This is a genomic window from Pseudomonas putida (assembly GCF_028682455.1).
In the GTDB taxonomy this organism is placed as follows: Bacteria; Pseudomonadota; Gammaproteobacteria; order Pseudomonadales; family Pseudomonadaceae; genus Aquipseudomonas; species Aquipseudomonas putida_AA.
Genome location: NZ_JANHLD010000002.1, coordinates 498,535 through 516,016, shown reverse-complemented (window position 1 = coordinate 516,016; position 17,482 = coordinate 498,535). Strand labels below are relative to the sequence as shown.

At 55.1% G+C, this 17,482-nt stretch carries 11 protein-coding genes; 5 read left to right on the top strand and 6 right to left on the bottom strand.

Features of this window, described 5'->3' with window-relative positions; all coding sequences use genetic code 11:
* Positions 1-9: 9 nt before the first annotated feature.
* Entirely contained in the window at positions 10-1,539 is a 1,530-nt protein-coding gene (locus NPS58_RS13070) for a class I adenylate-forming enzyme family protein (RefSeq protein ID WP_274115770.1), read from the bottom strand.
* Between the two features lie 632 nt (positions 1,540-2,171).
* On the opposite strand from NPS58_RS13070, the gene NPS58_RS13065 reads away from it, so the two are divergent.
* From NPS58_RS13065 to NPS58_RS13045, 5 genes are all read left to right on the top strand, one after another.
* A complete protein-coding gene (locus NPS58_RS13065; protein ID WP_274115769.1) occupies positions 2,172-3,818 on the top strand; it encodes a DUF1302 domain-containing protein in 1,647 nt (548 codons plus the stop codon).
* Between the two features lie 103 nt (positions 3,819-3,921).
* On the top strand, positions 3,922-5,007 hold the full coding sequence (locus NPS58_RS13060; RefSeq protein WP_274115768.1) for a WD40/YVTN/BNR-like repeat-containing protein: 1,086 nt from the start codon (positions 3,922-3,924) through the stop codon (positions 5,005-5,007).
* A gap of 29 nt (positions 5,008-5,036) precedes the next feature.
* Complete coding sequence (locus tag NPS58_RS13055) at positions 5,037-7,580, top strand: efflux RND transporter permease subunit (protein ID WP_274115767.1); 2,544 nt, start codon at positions 5,037-5,039, stop codon at positions 7,578-7,580.
* 12 nt (positions 7,581-7,592) lie between these two features.
* Positions 7,593-9,041 (top strand): MFS transporter, encoded by a 1,449-nt coding sequence (locus tag NPS58_RS13050; RefSeq protein ID WP_274115766.1) that lies wholly within the window; start codon positions 7,593-7,595, stop codon positions 9,039-9,041.
* Positions 9,042-9,090: 49 nt separating this feature from the next.
* Positions 9,091-10,131 carry an NADP-dependent oxidoreductase gene (locus tag NPS58_RS13045; RefSeq protein ID WP_274115765.1) on the top strand — a complete coding sequence of 347 codons (1,041 nt, stop codon included), beginning with the start codon at positions 9,091-9,093 and terminating at the stop codon, positions 10,129-10,131.
* Between the two features lie 62 nt (positions 10,132-10,193).
* On the opposite strand, the gene NPS58_RS13040 is transcribed toward NPS58_RS13045, so the two are convergent.
* From NPS58_RS13040 to NPS58_RS13020, 5 genes are all read right to left on the bottom strand, one after another.
* Positions 10,194-11,507, bottom strand: coding sequence for an MFS transporter (locus tag NPS58_RS13040; protein WP_274115764.1), 1,314 nt, complete (start codon positions 11,505-11,507; stop codon positions 10,194-10,196).
* Between the two features lie 36 nt (positions 11,508-11,543).
* Positions 11,544-12,737 (bottom strand): M20 aminoacylase family protein, encoded by a 1,194-nt coding sequence (locus NPS58_RS13035; protein WP_274115763.1) that lies wholly within the window; start codon positions 12,735-12,737, stop codon positions 11,544-11,546.
* A gap of 116 nt (positions 12,738-12,853) precedes the next feature.
* Complete coding sequence (locus NPS58_RS13030; protein WP_274115762.1) at positions 12,854-13,789, bottom strand: LysR family transcriptional regulator; 936 nt, start codon at positions 13,787-13,789, stop codon at positions 12,854-12,856.
* Between the two features lie 46 nt (positions 13,790-13,835).
* The gene (locus tag NPS58_RS13025) at positions 13,836-14,819 is read right to left on the bottom strand and encodes an aldo/keto reductase (RefSeq protein ID WP_274115761.1); all 984 of its coding nucleotides are present in this window, start codon (positions 14,817-14,819) and stop codon (positions 13,836-13,838) included.
* 50 nt (positions 14,820-14,869) lie between these two features.
* The gene (locus tag NPS58_RS13020) at positions 14,870-15,961 is read right to left on the bottom strand and encodes an alcohol dehydrogenase catalytic domain-containing protein (RefSeq protein ID WP_274115760.1); all 1,092 of its coding nucleotides are present in this window, start codon (positions 15,959-15,961) and stop codon (positions 14,870-14,872) included.
* Positions 15,962-17,482: the final 1,521 nt, after the last annotated feature.

The following is a 17,482-nucleotide window of genomic DNA, read 5'->3' as shown; positions in this document are numbered from 1 at the left end:
GGGGCGGCTTCAGATAGCGGTCTGCGTGATGGGATCGGGTGCGGTAAACAGCTGGCGTACTTCGTGCTGGCTGATTTTCAGCGAAGGGGTGCGCGGCAAGTTCTCAACCATCAACCAGCGCACCGGGACCTGGTAGGCCACCAGTTTTTCTTTCGCAAACGCGGTAAGCTGGGTTTCGTCCAGCGTGAATTCTGGACGAACTTCAAGCGCCGCAACGGGTACTGCTCCCAGGCGCGGATCAGGCAGTCCAACCACGCAGATTTCCTTGATTGCCGGGTGCTCACGCAGCACGTGCTCGACATCTCGGGGCAGTACTTTGAAACCGCCACGAATGATTGCCGAATCCGAGCGGCCGCGAATGAAGATGAAACCGTCGTCATCGATCTCCGCGAGGTCGGTGGTACGTACCCAGCGGCTTGCGTCGACTTGAGCTGAACGAACTTCCAGCAGACCGATGCTGTTATTGCCCAGGACTTGTTCGGTTTGCATGTCAATGACTCGAACCTCGCAGCCTGGCTGAGCACGGCCAACCGAACCGCGTTTTTGCTGGGCGAATTCTTTGTGATCTCGCAGGCTCCAGCCGGCCACCGCGCCAGCAAACTCTGTGGCGCCGTAGGCATCGAGCAAAGGAATGTTGTAACGGGTTTCAAATTCGATCTGCAGGGCCGGTTCAAGCGGGGCGCTACCGGTACGAATTGCCAGCAGACTTTCGATGTCACTCTTGGCCACATCAGCATCGAGGATCATGCGGATGGCTGTCGGTGGAAGCGAAACCATCTTTGGCCGATAGGTTGCCACCGCCTGGCTCCATTCCTGGACCGAAAATTTCTCCTGGATCACGATGGGGCGGGCGGAGGTGATGGCCGCAACGGCGAAATACATCCCGCCGATGTGTACCAACGGAATGGTGAGCATGGCCGGGCTGGTTTTCAGGGTCAGGCCGGAGATGGCGTTTCCAGCTTCGTAATGCGCCGCATCGGACAACGAGGCTTCGAGCTTGGCATAAGGCAGGGCAATGCGTTTAGCGGGGCCTGTGGTGCCACTTGAAAGCATCAGGATGGCGGTTTCTCGAAGATCGGGCAAGGTCGCCGCATCAAGCGTGAGGTCAAGCCCTGGCTGCGCAGCCACGGTCAGGTTGTCGCCGGAACTGACACTCAGCCCCAAGCAGCCTTTGGCTTTTGCCGCGGTCATAAGTGCGGGTGCCTGCCAGTCCTGTTCGTCGGCAATCAATGCACCTACCTGCGTGGCTTCAAGGTCACGGGCAATCTTATCCGCCGACTGAAAAGGGTTGAGTGTTACCACACACCGCCGTGATGCAAGGACTTGCAATAGCGCACACAGCTGAGCAGGGCGATTGCGCAGCAGTATTCCAACAGGCGCACCTTCGCTCAGGCCTGCGGCACTGAGCAAATCGTTGGTCTGAGACATCAGCGTTGACATCTCACCCCATGAGTACCAGCGCTGCTTGTATTCCAATGCGGGCGACTCCGGGGCAAGCGCAAGTACGCTGCGGATTCTCAATGCAAGGTCAAGCGTCATAAGCGTGCTCTCGTGTTGTGGTCCACTCGCCCCGATCAGGGCATGGCAAGTGAGGATGAAATTATCATATCAATGAGCTGTATGATTAAGCAAATTGTTTACCGTGCTCATTTTTTTGAAAACGTCTACAGCTCCCGTAATACGGGCTCTTCGAGCGAGTACTCACTGGCCGGCAAAAAAACGGCAGAAAACAAATTTAGAGTTTCAGGCGTGAGGCTGGGCGGCGTCGCACGCACATAGAAAGCTGATTGCTATTAATTTCAGATGCCGTCCTCGCGATCATCACGCCTTCTATATGCCCCTCCAGAAAGCTTGCGCACTTATGGCTGCAACCTGAGCCCAGGCTACTTGCGTAAACCGCTAGCGCAGCGAAACTGCCGTTCTTCCTACCTATGCCTCCATCAGCGCGAGCGTGTCTTGCTTACCCCTCTCAATAAAAGCGAAGCCAGTTGGAGCAATGCCTTCCCGCCCTGCGTTTTGGAAAAAAGCACTTCGTCACGTTGACGCCTAATCATTTATAGGATTAGGATGATTAACACGATAGGGCGGGAAGGGACCTGACCTGATTCGCAGTAGCTCAACTAGAAAAACACTCCGCATAACAACATCAACAACAGTGTTTGGAGGTTCAAATGAGTGCAAGCAAGCTGCCAGCCGTATTCGGCAGAGGCTACCGGGACGCGTTTCAGGCAGCCGGCGTGGTGCTTGCGGTGGGGGTGCTGACCCCTGCGCAAGCCATGGACATAAATACGGGCATCGATGGCCTCAGTGCTCGCTTCGACAATACTTTGCGCTACAACCTGGGTTACCGGGTCGATGGACGTGATCGGCGAATCGCCAACACTGCCACTGCCGACGACGGTGACTTCAAATTTGACAAGGGTGATGTCGTTACCAACCGCATCGATCTATTGTCCGAGTTTGAGTTGGATTGGCAGAATCAGTTTGGCCTGCGCACTTCGGGAACGGCCTGGTATGACCAGGCGTATGACGATGATGACGTCAAGAGCAACCCGGATCTGCCTGGCGTTTCCAGCTACGACAACAACAAATACTCGTCGTACACGAAGCGCTACTACAACGGTTTCTCAGGTGAGCTACTCGATGCCTTTGTCTATACAAACCTGACGGTTGCGGAGCGACCGATCAACATCAAGTACGGGCGCCATGTTGTGTATTGGGGCACTTCACTGTTCTCCCAGGGTGGCATCGCTTATAGCCAGCACCCGATTGATGCCAAGAAAAGCGCGGCGACCCCAGGCACCGAGACGCGTGAAACGTTCCTTCCGCTCAATCAGGTGTCGTTCCAGACCCAGGTCACCGATAACATCTCATTCGCCGGCCAGTACTACCTGGACTGGGACCATATTCGCGTCCCTGAGGGTGGAACTTTCCTGGGATCGGCAGACTTCCTGCTTGATGGTCCTGATCGTCTCGGCGGCGTAGGTCCTACAGCAAACTTCCGGGTCGACGACCCTCTGGAACCTAGCAAAAAACGCGGAAACTGGGGCGTAAGCACCAAATGGACTGTTCCGGAGCTTAATGCCACCACGTTCGGCCTGTACTATCGTGAGTTCGATGAGAAGAACGGCTTCTGGGTAATGCGTGACCCCAACGCCCCCACCCACCTGCGCGCCGTCTTCCCCCGCGACACAAAGCTGATTGGCCTGAGTATGGACACGACCATTGGTACCTATGCCGTCGGTGCAGAGATCATGACCAGGAGAAACGCGGGGTTGAGCTCAATAGGTCTGGCTCCAGGCGATGAAGGTGCGCGCGGCAACACTTGGCATGCGTTGGTCAACACCATTGTTTCGCTACCAAACACGCCACTGTGGGACACCGGCACGTTCACGGCCGAGCTGACCTACGACTACCTGGACAAAGTTACCGACAATGAAAACCTCTTCAACGGCGAGGATACCGTGGGATGCCCGCTGGGTAAGAAGGCCGGGTGCGCAACTCGTGATGCAGTAGGTTTCAACATCTCAGTCAAACCCCAGTATCTGCAGGCGTTCCCGGGAGTCGACCTGGGTATTCCTTTGACGTTGGGCGGTGGTCTTCACGGTAACACCGCGGATTTTGGCGGCACGAGCGAGGGGTTGTACACCTATTCGGCAGGCATCGAGGCTGATATCCGCAGACAAGTCACAGCATCGCTCGTCTGGGCAGATTCCTCGGCGAACATCGTGCGCAATGGTACGGGCTATACCGGTGCCGGCGCGTGGCAGACAACTGACCGTGGTCGCGTGACCTTGACCCTCAAAACTTCATTCTGATTTGTTGCGAAGCGCACAAGGGGCGGCGCGGCCGTCCCCTTGACGTGATAGCCGCTGGGTCACCCGGCACGATAAAAATAATAACGGTAGAGGTGGGTTCGACATGAAAAAACAATGGTTAGGTTGGTGTATTGCCTGGTCGACGCTGTTGATCGGCCATATGCCTTTCGCTGCTGACCCTGTCACAGTCGATCCCCTCGAAGTTCCGTCATTAACAAGCACGTTGGCGAATTCAACCCAGTTGGTCGGCATTGCCCACGCCGGCCAACGATTGGTGGCAGTAGGTTGGCGGGGACATATTCTGTATTCCGACGATCAAGGAATCAGTTGGCAACAGGCCCGCGTGCCGGTAGGTGTCGACCTGACTGCGGTGAATTTCCCCAGCCCACAGCACGGCTGGGCAGTAGGGCATAGCGGTGTGATTCTTCACAGTGAGGACGGTGGTCAGAACTGGGTCAAGCAACAAGATGGCTTCAGTACCGGTAGGAGCATGGCCAGCTATTACCAACAACGTCTCGCCCAGGCCAATGAAGACACCAAGTCGATCTACCAAGGCCTGCTGGATCAGACCCAACTCAATTACGGCACGGGACCAGAGCAGCCGTGGCTTGATGTGTGGTTCGAAAACGACCGGATTGGCTACGTCGTTGGCGCATTCAACCTGATTATGCGCACCGATGACAGCGGCGTGAATTGGACGCCCATTCTTGAGCAAGTCGATAACCCTGACAGCCTGCACTTGGGGGCGATCTCCCAGATCGCAGGAGACCTATATATCGCTTCCGAGCGCGGAACAGTCTTTCGTCGTGAAGGTGAGCGATTCGTTCCCTCTAACACTGGCTACAGAGGCACCTTTTTCGGTGTGGTCGGCAACGATAACGTCGTACTTGCCTATGGTTTGCGTGGCACGGTCTATCGCAGCCTTGATAAGGGGCATAGTTGGGAAAAAGTTGATACCGGCATAAGCAATGCGCTAACGGGTAGTGCAGTGCTTGCGGACGGGCGTATTGCCTTGGTCAGCCAAGGAGGGCAGATGCTGGTTGCAGACCCGAGCGGCAAACAGTTTGTCCCAGTAACGATTTCGCGCAGTACCCCGCTGGCCGGTGTCGAGGTTCTTGACGCTGGCCACGTGGCATTGATTGGAAGCAACGGAGTCCAGGTCGAGCCTTTACCGGCATCCGGCAGCTGAGCCACCCGTCTGACTGAATTGGAGCAATCATGGCTGTCAACACCGAAGAACTGCGCCTGCCTGTGGTGCGAGAACTCAAGGATTTCGACCAACAATCCGGCAACTGGCTGGAGCGGCTGATATTCAACCATCGAATCTGGGTGATCCTACTGGTCGTTGCTGTAACGCTGGTGTTGGGTTTTCACGCCACGCGCTTGGCTGTACAGGCGCGTTTCGATGACATGATTCCGCAGTCACACCCCTACATTCAGAACTATTTCGCCAACAAGTCCGAACTCAAGGGATTGGGTAATTCGTTGCGCATCGTCGTGCAGACAGAACAAGGCGATATTTTCGACAAGCACTATCTGGATGTCGTAAGGCAGATCAACGACAAGCTCTTTCTTACCCCGGGTGTGGACCGTGCGTTCATTCGTTCCTTGTGGACACCGATTGTGCGCTGGACCGAAGTGACCGAAGAAGGATTCAGTGGTGGGCCAGTGATGCCGTTCAATTACGACGCATCGCCTGCATCGCTGGAGACATTCAAACAGAACGTGATGCGAGCGAACCTGCGCGGCAACTTGGTAGGCAAGGACTTCAAGTCCAGCATGATCTTCGTGCCACTTCTCGATACCTTGCCTGAGACAGGTGCACCGCTGGACTACCGTGTTTTGTCGACCTTGCTGGAAAATGAAGTGCGCGACAAGTTCCAGTACGCTGCGAACGTCGAACATCAAGTTAACCAGCTACCACAAGGTGGTCCCTATAAGATCCACATCATCGGGTTTGCCAAGCTGGTCGGTGATCTCATCGATGGCTTGGTCCAGGTGATGTTCTTTTTTGCCATCTCGGCTGCGATCGCGACGCTTGTCATCTACCTCTATACCCGTGACTTGCGCAGCACCCTGTTATTGGTAGTTACCGCCGGTATAGGGGTTGTCTGGCTACTTGGCTTGTTGCAGCTGTTGGGCTACGACTTGAACCCTTACTCGATCCTGGTGCCGTTCCTGATCTTCGCCATTGGTTTGTCTCATGGCGCGCAGAAGATGAACGGCATCATGCAGGATGTTGGGCGCGGCACACACAAGTACGTTGCCGCACGCTATACCTTCCGACGTTTGTTCCTCGCCGGGCTTACAGCGTTGATCACCAACGTGGTGGGCTTCGCGGTTTTGATGATCATCGATATCCCCGTTATTCGCGACCTGGCCATGACTACCAGCTTGGGCGTCATGGTGTTGATCTTTACCAAGTTGTTCTTCATTCCAGTTGCACTGTCTTACACAGGGGTCAGCGAAAAAGCCGCCTTGCGTAGTCTGCGTGAGCGAGGTGACGGCAGGGCTGGCGCCTTTGGGTTTTTGCTGCGATGCACCGAGCGGCGCTTTGCACTACCGCTGGTGATTGGCGCCGTTGTTGTCGGCGGTGTCGCGGCCGCTATCAGCTTGACCAGCTTGAAGATGGGCGATTTGGACCCCGGGGCACCGGAGCTACGTCCGGATTCTCGCTACAACCGTGATGTGGCCTACATCAATGAACATTATGGCCTCTCCAGTGACCAGTTCGCGGTGATCGTCAAGACCAGCAAAGATGGAATGCGTAAGTATGAATCGCTGGTGGAGCAGGACCGTCTGGCCTGGGAATTGGATCAACTACCCCAGGTGCTGATGACCTCGTCGGTAGCTGGCGGTATTCGACAGGTGGCCTCGGGCTCATTCGAAGGCAACCCCAAGTGGGCAACTATCCCACGTAACGAGCAAACCTTCGGTAACGTCACGCAGAATTTGCTGGTCGGAAACCCTGAGCTGATGAATCCCAACGGCAGCGTCGCGCCTGTGATTGCCTATCTGAAAGATCACAGCGCCGACACCCTCGATGCCGTCGTGAAAACCACCGAGGCCTTTGCCGCCAAGCACAATACCGCCGATCGTCAGTTCTTGCTGGCAGCTGGTCCTGCCGGTATCGAAGCCGCCACCAACATTGTGGTCAAGCAGGCCAACTACCGGATCCTCGGTCTGCTCTATGCCGCTGTCGTGGTGTTGTGTCTGATTACCTTCCGCAGTTGGAGGGCCGTTATCGTAGCCATGGTTCCTCTGGTGATCACCTCATTCCTGTGTGAAACATTGATGGTGATGCTGGGTATCGGTGTCAAAGTGGCGACCCTGCCAGTTATCGCCTTGGGCGTAGGGGTCGGTGTGGACTACGCGTTGTACTTGTTAAGCGTGCAACTGGCTGCCCAGCGCCGTGGCGTACCGCTCACCGAAGCCTATGGGTTAGCCCTGAATTTCACCGGGCGTGTGGTAGCGCTGATTGGGGTGACGATGGCTGCTGGCGTGATCACCTGGGCATGGTCACCGATCAAGTTTCAGGCCGACATGGGCATCCTGCTGACCTTCATGTTCCTGTGGAACATGCTCGGTGCACTGACTTTGATCCCAGCGTTGTCATATTTCTTGCTTCGTGACGTCGGCAAAGAGTTGCGCCAGTCACAGGATGCCGAAGGGGCAGTCCAAGTAACGCAGCTACACCGTGCCGGATCATCAACCGATGTCTATGTCGATCAGCCAGAACAACCGTTGGCCTCGCGGGCCTGAGGAGTCACGACCATGGGTGCACAGCACAATAGAGGCTGGAAGCGTGTGATCGCTGCACTGATGCTGGCCGAAATAGCTTCAGCGTTCGAAGTCAGCATGGCTTTTGCAGCACTGCCAACGTTTTACAAGATGTTCAACGACCCCGGATTGGTAGGGTGGGTCATCACTGCCTATCTGTTGATGGCGGCAGCCGCAGCGGCCATTTGTGGACGAATCGGTGACATCTACGGGCGAAGCCGCGTTTTGATCGTCATGCTGGTACTGGCTGCCGTAGGATCAATGATCAGCGCGCTAGCCGATAGCCTGGAGGTGATCGTGCTGGGGAGGGCTGTGCAGGGCGTTGCGGCTGCAGTGACCCCTCTATGCTTTGGCCTGGTGCGCGAAAACCTACCTCAAGACAAAGTGCCATTGGGTATCGGTATTGTCGCCGGGACCATGTCAACTGCTGCGGGCGTGGGTTTTGTGGTGGGTGGGCTGGCTATTGACTACTTGACCTGGCACTGGATTTTTTACATCAGTACTATCGCTGCAGTGATCGGGCTGGTCCTGGTGATGTGGTTACTGCCACCCTCGCCGCGCAAGCCACAAGGCGAACACTTGGACATACTGGGCGGGGTAATGTTTGCACCTGCAGTAGCAGGTTTGTTGTTCGCCCTCACCAAGGCGCCGGCCTGGGGCTGGGCAGATACCCGCACCCTGGGTCTGGGAGGCGGCAGCCTGGTGTTGCTGGTGTGTTGGGGGCTATATGAATGGCGACACCCGACACCACTCATTGACGTTCGGCTGTTCCGCAATCGTCAGATCGCATTGACAAACCTATGCTACGTACTGATCTCGGTAGGGGCCATGCAATTTGCACAAGTGCTCTTCACGCTGCTGCAGCAGCCTGCCTGGACGGGTGTCGGCCTGGGTGTCGCAGCCACTATGGCCGCCATGATCAAGTTGCCTTCATCGTTAGTCGCAATCGTGGCCTCTCCGTGGGCGGGTTACATTTCTGGCCGCCATGGCGCGCGGCGGGCAATGCTCTATGCAATGTTCTTCCTGATCGGCGGCTGGGCAGCATTAACCATTCATCACAGCACAATCTGGTTCGTGGTATTGGCGGTGATGGCCAACGGGATCGGTACGGCCATTGCCTTCAGCGCAATCCCGAACCTGATCGTTGAGGTCGCACCGGCTCAGCGTATCAGTGAGATAACCGGTCTGACTCAAGTGATTCGAACCACCTTTATGGCCGTGGGTGCGCAAATGGTTGCCTTCGTTTTTGGTGCCCATACCATTACCAGCAGCGAGCATCCCGGTACCTTCCCTAATGAACAGGCCTACACCACTGTCTTCGGCATCATTACCTTGCTGTGCGTGGCATGCCTCTTAGTGTGTCTGGCGTTGCCCCGGCGAGGTTCGCCAGGATATGCCCTGCAAACTGACGAGAAGCCCTCGGGCGAAGTGCACGTGCGTTAAAACGAGCACTAGTAGTTAAAGACTTGCCATCCTGCGTTGGAGGTTCCGTGTGCCCGAATCATTGATGCCTGAGAACACCATTGTTCGTCTAAACCGTGTTCCGGATCCTGGTGTATTGCCAGCAGACATTTTTGAGTTGGCCACGGAATCCATGCCTGACTTGCGTCCGGGCCAAATGTTGGTCGAAATCATCTACCAGACCATCGATGCCGGAAGCCGCGCCATGCTGGACAGCTCCAGCGGGTATGTATTCACAGTAAAGCCGGGGGATCGCTTGCCGGCTTCGGCGAGTATCGGCCGGGTTGTCAGTAGCCGTTCTGATCAGTATGGCGAAGGTGCACTGGTACGTTTGTTCGGGGGAACGCGCCAACGCTACCAGCGCATTGATCCCGAACGTTGCGTCGGTCTCCAGGTCCTGGAGTCGGATGTAGTGGACCCAATGCACTACCTGGGCATCCTGGGCATTACAGGGTTTACTGCATGGCTGGGTATCACCGACATTTGCCGACCAGCGCCAGGTGAGACCGTGCTGGTTTCCGCAGCTGCAGGGGCAGTGGGCAGTACTGCTGGCCAGTTCGCGAAAGCCTTGGGCGCAAGGGTTGTTGGAATCGCCGGCGGTGCAAGGAAGTGCCAATACGTCCGTGACCAGTTTGGCTTCGACGATTGTGTGGATTACCAGGCTACCGACTTTTCAGAGCGCCTGGCACAGGCTTGTCCGAAAGGCGTCAACAGCTATTTCGAAAATGTGGGCGGTGCAGTCCAGCAGGCGGCCTTCTCGCTGTTGTGCGATTTCGCTCGCGTGGCGATGTGTGGACAGGTCGCGCAGTACAGCGGCGGGGGGGAAGTGCCAGGGGCCAATCTCATGACCGCGGTTAATCGGCAGCTTGAGGTGCGAGGTTTCCTGGCTCATACGCACTATCACAGGCTGCCGTCGTTCATGGCTCAGGTGGGGCAGTGGTATCGACAAGGCAGGCTGATCCAGTCCCACAATGTGGTCCAGGGCATGGAAAACCTGCATGAAGCTATCAATTCACTGGTAGCGGGGCGCAATATCGGTCAGCAAGTACATCAGCTGGCGGCGTACCCTTGATCATGCTGTGCAGCGTCGTCCGGTAGATGACGGCGCGAGTCACCGCATTTCCCCTTGAAGGATCAACTTGTTTCAGGCGAAGGGGCGAGTTGTCGGCGACCAACACATTCCTGACCAATTTCGCTGCCGTCATTCAATAACTGCTGACGAGTCAGTTGGGGATTGATACCAACGAAACCTAACAGAGCGACACCCAGCGTACAGATTCCAAAGCATGCGACTGCAATTTCGAATCCATGCGCGATGTCATTGCCATTCAATGCAATCAGTTGCCCGACCAAGGCGGGGGTCACGATGCCTGCTGACGTTTGCACGGCATTGTGCACCGCCAGCAGCGATCCCCTTTGCGGCGTCGGGGTAAAATACGCAATCAGGGTCATGCTAAAGCGTGGCAATGTCGCTAGTAAAACAGTGGCCAGGAACATCAGGGTCAACTTGATACTGGATTGATCGGTGATCGCTATTGCCGCCAACATCGCGCCCCCGGATAGACAACAGACTAACGGCGGCACAACCATTGCGCGAAACATACTGGCCCCTCGTTTGTAAGCGCGCTGAGCCAAAGCGGGTACCAACAACCCGCTGACAATCGCCATGCTTGTCATGCTCAAAAGGTAGGCGCTGAGTGCCTGAGTCTGAAGTCCCATTCCCTTGTTCAGGTAAACGATCGTCCAGCTGAAGCCGAGGGCTGCAGGGGTGTAGCAAAAAAATCCCAGAAGGGTCAGGCAGATGAATGTGCGATTCAACAACAGGCAACGGTAGGAGACTCCTTGGGCGCCAGGCTGGGTACCATTAACCTCACTGTGTTGATCGCCTTCGCGGCCAAACACTAGCCACGCCACCATCCACACGAACCCCGCAGCAGCGAGTAGCAAGTAGGCCATACGCCAGCCCAGTCGCTCGATGGCGAAAGGCAGTACCAAAGCGCCGATCAAACTGCCAATCATGATCGAGGTATAGATCAGCGAGGACGGCAGCATTCGTTCTGAAGGCTCGTACCATTTGAATGCAGCGTGCTGGGTGACGGCTGTTGCTGGTCCGGTTCCGGCACCGAGCAGCACCCGACTGGCTATCAGGGTCGCCAACTGGCTACTGAAAGTGACCATGGCTTGTGCAGCCATCCAGACTAATGACATGCCTACCAGGATCCAGCGAGTCTGAATGCGATTGGCCAAAAAACCCACCATGACACCGCTCAAGGAGTACAGCAGGAAAAAAGCGCTACCTACCATCCCGTACTGTTCGGGCGTCAGCTGCAACTCCTCGATGATTTGCACCCCCGCGAAGGCAAAAATCGTTTTATCCAATGCACTGATGATCATTACCGTCATCAACAGAGCCACGATGATGTGACGTCTATTTACAACCTTAGTCATGTTGATCGCCTCCTGGCGACTGCGCTGGGGAGAGTGTCAAACCAGGTAGGTCTGTACCAAACGAGCCCAATAGCTGGCGCCATAGGCAATAATCTGGTCGTTGAAGTCATAACCGGGATTGTGCAGACCATGTACCTCGCAGCCGGTGGCGGCGCCGTCGCCATTACCAATCGCTACGTAGCAGCCAGGTATTCGCTCAAGCATCCAGGCGAAGTCTTCGCTACCGAAACTGCGTTTACTCGAGCTGGTAATGAGATTCTCCTCTCCCACCAGTGAAGTGATGACCTTCTGCGCCAGGAGGGTTTCCGCCACGCTGTTGTTCAGGCAAGAAACAAGCTGGCGATAATCCATCTCCAGGTCCATGCCATGGATCATTGCCACGCCCTGCGCGACCTCATTGATACGCTGCTTCAAATGAGCCCGCACATCTGGGTCGACTGCCCGAATGCTGAGTTTGAGTGTGGCATGGGCGGGAATCACGTTGGGCGCATCACCTGCGTGCAGGGCACCGATCGTAATGACGGCAGCTTCCGTTGCAGCAATACTGCGTGACACGATGGTTTGCAGGGCCAGAACCATTTCAGCAGCAGCAACGATTGGATCTCGGGCCAAGTGAGGCATTGCGCCGTGACCACCTTGGCCGATCAGGCGGATGACAGCCTGGTCTGAAGACGCTCCCAGTGTACCGCTTCGAGCGGAAAAGCAGCCTACAGGCAAGCCAGGGGCATTGTGCAGCGCATACACGGCATCGCACGGAAAACGCTCGAAAAGACCGTCATCAATCATGCTTACTGCACCGCTAAGGGTTTCTTCGGCCGGTTGAAATATCAGATTAAGCGTGCCATTGAAATTTCGATGCTCGGCCAGATACCGCGCAGCGCACAACAACGTCGCGGTATGCCCGTCGTGGCCACAGGCATGCATCTTGCCAATGTGTTTGCTTTGATAGGGCAAGTCATTGTCTTCTTCGATAGGTAGAGCATCCATATCGGCACGCAAACCTATTGCCCGCAGACCCTCCCCAGCCTGCAGAACACCGACAACACCGGTGCCACCTATACCTTCATGGACCTGGTATCCCCATTGGTGCAGGTAAGAAGCTACTAATTTACTGGTTTCGCGCTCCTCGAACCCCAGTTCCGGATATTGATGAATGTGTTGTCGAATGGCCGCAAAATCACTTTGCATTGCCACGATTTCTGGAATTAGCCCGAGAGGCTTTTGGGACATGCCGGAATCTCCATTGTATAAAGTGGGTGATTCGCAGCATGCCAAGCTCTGGTGCAGTGGAATAATCACTAAAGCGTATGGGGATAGGGCTTTTGCATGGCAAAGGTAGAGCGCGCTCAGCAGACCAGCATTTCGTCACTAACCTGGGGCTGTCCTGTTACACAGCGATTGCCATAGAACTCGTAGACGATATCTTCTGCCAGGGCGGCTGCTTCGCGAGTCAACAGGCTGGCTTCGCGACTGACCATGGAAAAGGTAAACGAGGGTACTGCTTCAATCACCTGCAATACCTGTAGGTGATCGCGTAAGTCCCCCAAGGCCATACCGCGCTTGGACCAGAAACTGACCGCATCTGTACGCGTGGCCAACTCCAAATACATGACCAATGAAGAGCAGGTCATCAGATTGTCTGGCGGCATCAGTCGTTGCTCGGCAAACATCGAAGCCACGGGTGAGTCTTCGATGCGATCGGGCAATATCCAGTTCAGCTTGCGCAGGTCGCGCAGTGCACGCAACTCGCTGCTGGGATGGTCTTTGCGAACGGCGAGGGCACCAGGCTCCTGGTACAACTCAATGCATTCAAACCCTTCGAGATGACGTGCGCCTCCATACGATGTCAGTACCAAATCCAGTCGCCCTTCGCGCATCCCTTCGATCAATTTACTAGGGCGCAATTCTTCGATCTGCAGACGGACTTGGGGGTGACGTTGGCGAAATCGAGCCACACAATCAACGAACCTGGTGCTCGGGGTCACGGGTGAAACCCCAAGGGTCACGCTACCATCCATTGAGCCTTTGAGCGTTTCTATCTCGTGCTTGGCGCGGCGGACTTCCTCAACAATCAATCGTGCCCGAGTGACCAGGTGTTCACCGTACTGGGTAAGGGTGATTCCGCGATTTGAACGCACCAACAAACTTACACCCAGCTCTGCCTCGAGTTCCTTGATACTGCGCGATAGGGAAGGCTGGGAAATGTGCAGTGTCCTGGACGCTTCCTGGATACTGCCACTTTCACAGATAGCCAATAACGCGCGAAGCTGGTGAATCTTCATAGTGGCAACGGACCTGGGATTGTTGGCAAAAAGGATGGTTTACTGTTCAGCTGAATCCAGCCACTTCGTGCGGAACGTAGGGTGCTTCCAGGCGCTGTATTTCTTCGGGGATCAGTTGCACGCTCAGTGCGGCAATGGCATCGGTCAGATGATGGGGCTTCGATACGCCAATCAACGGAGCGGTTACGCCAGCGCTTTGCTTGACCCAGGCCAGCGCAACTTGAGCCCGCGACACCCCCCGTTCAGTAGCGATAGCTGCCACCGTTTCGACCACTTCACGATCGGAATCGGCTGTTCGTTGGGTGTAATAGCGCTTACCGACATCATCGGCCTCTGCGCGTTCGCTGCTTTCATTCCAATCTCGTGTCAATCGCCCGCGCGCCAGAGGGCTCCAGGGTATAACTGCGATGCCCGCATCCCGACACAATGGGATCATCTCGCGCTCTTCCTCCCGGTGAATCAGGTTCAACTGATTTTGCATGCAAACGAACGGGGTCCAGCCATGGCGTTGAGAGGTATACAGAGCTTTGGCAAATTGCCAGGCGTACATGGACGAGGCACCTAGATACAAAACCTTGCCCGCTTTGACGAGGTCGTGGAGGGCTTCCAGGGTTTCCTCGATAGGCGTGTGATAGTCCCACCGATGGATCTGGTACAGGTCGATATAGTCGGTGCCCAACCGCCGCAGGCTATTGTCGACTTCATTGAAAATAGCTTTGCGCGACAAGCCACTGACGTTGGCTGAACGTCGCGAGTTGAAGAAGACCTTGCTGGCAATCACTACTTCGTCGCGTCGAGCGAAATCACGTAGCGCACGACCTAGGATCTCCTCCGAGTTTCCGTCGGAGTAGACATTCGCTGTGTCGAAAAAATTGATACCGCATTCAATGGCCTGCCGTATGAGTGGCCGGCTCTTTTCTTCATCCAGCGTCCAGGATTGTGCCCCACGATCGGGTGCGCCGTAAGTCATGCAACCTAGAGCCAGCGGTGATACTTCAAGACCGGTGTTGCCGAGTTTGATGTGATTCATTTGGATTCCAGGAGTGATAAAGCACGGCGCTGAAATACATCGCTCAGGGATCAGAAAATGACGACGGAGCGTATAGCATCACTTCGTTTCATTCGTTCAAAACCTTGGTTTATCTCGTCCAGAGCCAAGCGGTGAGTGACCAATTCATCCAGGCGCAGTTTGCCCTGACGGTACCAATCGATAATTTTCGGTGTATCAGTGGCAGGGTTTGCATCACTGGTGAGGGTGTTGCGGACGGCGCGACCGTACTCGAAAAGACTGGCGGGTAAATTGATCTGCTGATCGAAAGGCGGTGCGTTTACTACCAGGCAGACCCCCCAGTAGGGATTGGCCAATTCCACGGACTGTTTGAGTTGCTCTAGATCGCCCGTACACTCGAATACATAATCCGCAGGCCCACCAATCAAGGTCCTGATGTGTTGTATAGCTGATCGGCCAAGTTCACTTGGGTTGATGAAGTCGGTTGCGCCGAATAGTCGAGCTGCATATTCCTTATCTGCTGATGTACCAATGACGATGATACGCTTGGCGCCGGCAAGCTTGGCCGCTTGCACTACATTCAGACCAATCGAACCGGTACCCCACACCACCACCGAACTGTCGCTTCGAACATTTGCGTTGAACAAGACCGCTACCACGCTGGTGACTACGTCACATGCCATTAACGCAGCAGACTCAAAAGGGATGTCCTCTGGGATTACCGTCAAGTGATAGCTGTGCAGCACGGTATGGCTAGCGAAGGTCGAAGCCTGTCCGATTGCCGCCAACGAATGGTCGTTCCACTTGAATAGAGGCGCACTGTTGGCCAGCCCTATGTCTTCGCAATACGAGCCGAAAGAGGAACGACACGAACGACAATGTCCGCAGCGGGGAAGGTCGTTGAAAATAACGTGATCACCTGGCTTCACGTTCTCTACACCCTGTCCGCACTCAAGAACTATGCCTGAGCCCTCATGACCAAGGATGGCCGGAAACCTTTGGGGAAGCTTGCCCTCAATCACAGAGAGATCGGTATGACAAAGCCCCGACGCTTTGAGTTGGACCAACACCTCTCCCTCGGAGGGTGACCTGAGGTGCACGTCTTCAATGGTCAATGGCACCCCAACACCATGAGCCACTGCCGCTCTCACCTTCATACTCATAGCATTCCCCAACGGCTAGGTGTTGATCTGCAAGGGCCACAAGAATGGCTTTATCATATTAATCATATACACCATTGCATGGCGCTCTTGCAACTCCAGTGCGCCCAGGACTAGAGCGACGGCATCTACTTCACGATCCAGCCTCCCTGATATCCCCACAGAAAATTTCGACATCACCGTCGGCCGGCGTAGTGCGAACAACTATGGAATAGTCATCTGAAAGCAGATCTGGCATTGCAACATGAGCGCTTCTTGAGTACGTCCAGGCACGTGCTCTCGCCATGCGTTCCGTGTCGATCCGATCATTCATGGCGTAAGCGATGGGTCCCGGTTGCCTGCAACTGCCTTTGTTGATGAAGGTGTATAGGCGCAGGGGCAAGGAGGTACCATCCGGAACTCCACTGATGAAAAATGTGAAGCCGGTCTGCTTGCCTTGATTGGCCAGGGTAGCATTCGCTACTTGTCCAGCATTCTGTCGAGTGGCATCCAGAGACACAGTCACTACATGAGTTGATGATGTGGTACATCCCCAGATGTTTGCGAAGATTAGTAAACAGCTGAGTTGGCATTTGAAGTTCATTGTCGACTTCCTAAGTTGAAGAAGAGCAACGGAAACATTGAGTGTAGCCGATCAAGGCTTGAATAGGCCCAGGAGAATTTCCCTGGGTTTCGTAGAGACTTCCATGCATTGAAATGCTACCAATCAATAGGTATATCCAATGGTTTGAAGGAAGGAGATCCACAATGGCTCATTGCTCACGCCGTATCCGAGGCGATACAAGAAACCCTCAACCGGCACGTGCTCTGAATGGTTTACCGGCAGGTATGCACGGCATGCGATGTCCTTGTCCAATCGCTCAGTTGGGTACACCACCAATATTCTGAGAAACGCGGTGTCTTCCAAATTGGCAGCGCACATTGATGAGCGGCCCATATACATTCGAGCACCACGCTGCGGTTTCTGTTGTTTTTTGGAGTGGAGAACATTGAGCTTTCTTGGCGCGGCGCGAACAATTTTTTTAAATCTCTACGCTGGTCTTCGGCAATTGCGTGTTGGCCAAGTCTTGGCTCAAGAAGCCAGCGCCCATCTTCATAAGCGACATCGATGTGTGGGCGTAAACCAGGCTCATTTAGGCAGCGTAAAACTCTGGTTCGGTAGCACTGCTAGGGCAGCAGCCAGTCTATCGGCGATGCGCTTTTCCAAGGCTCAAAGTTTCCGACAATCCGTATAGGCGGTAATTGGGAAAGGAGGAGGGTGCGTACACACTCAATTATCCCCAATTATCTTATCAACAATAATTGCGCTGTATGCCCTGACTTTGAGCCTTCCATGGGAGGACAGGCCGATTGTGAGATGTATTTGGTCTCCGTTTGAAGCGCCTTCATGAGCAGCAAGTACGGTATCCCATCATGCACCAGCACATCATGCGAATGGCGCGACGATTGGCAAGCAAATAAGCACGATCGGTGCCCGCTCGCATGTCCATCTTTAAAACTCCCGACGCAAACCTGGCACCCAGA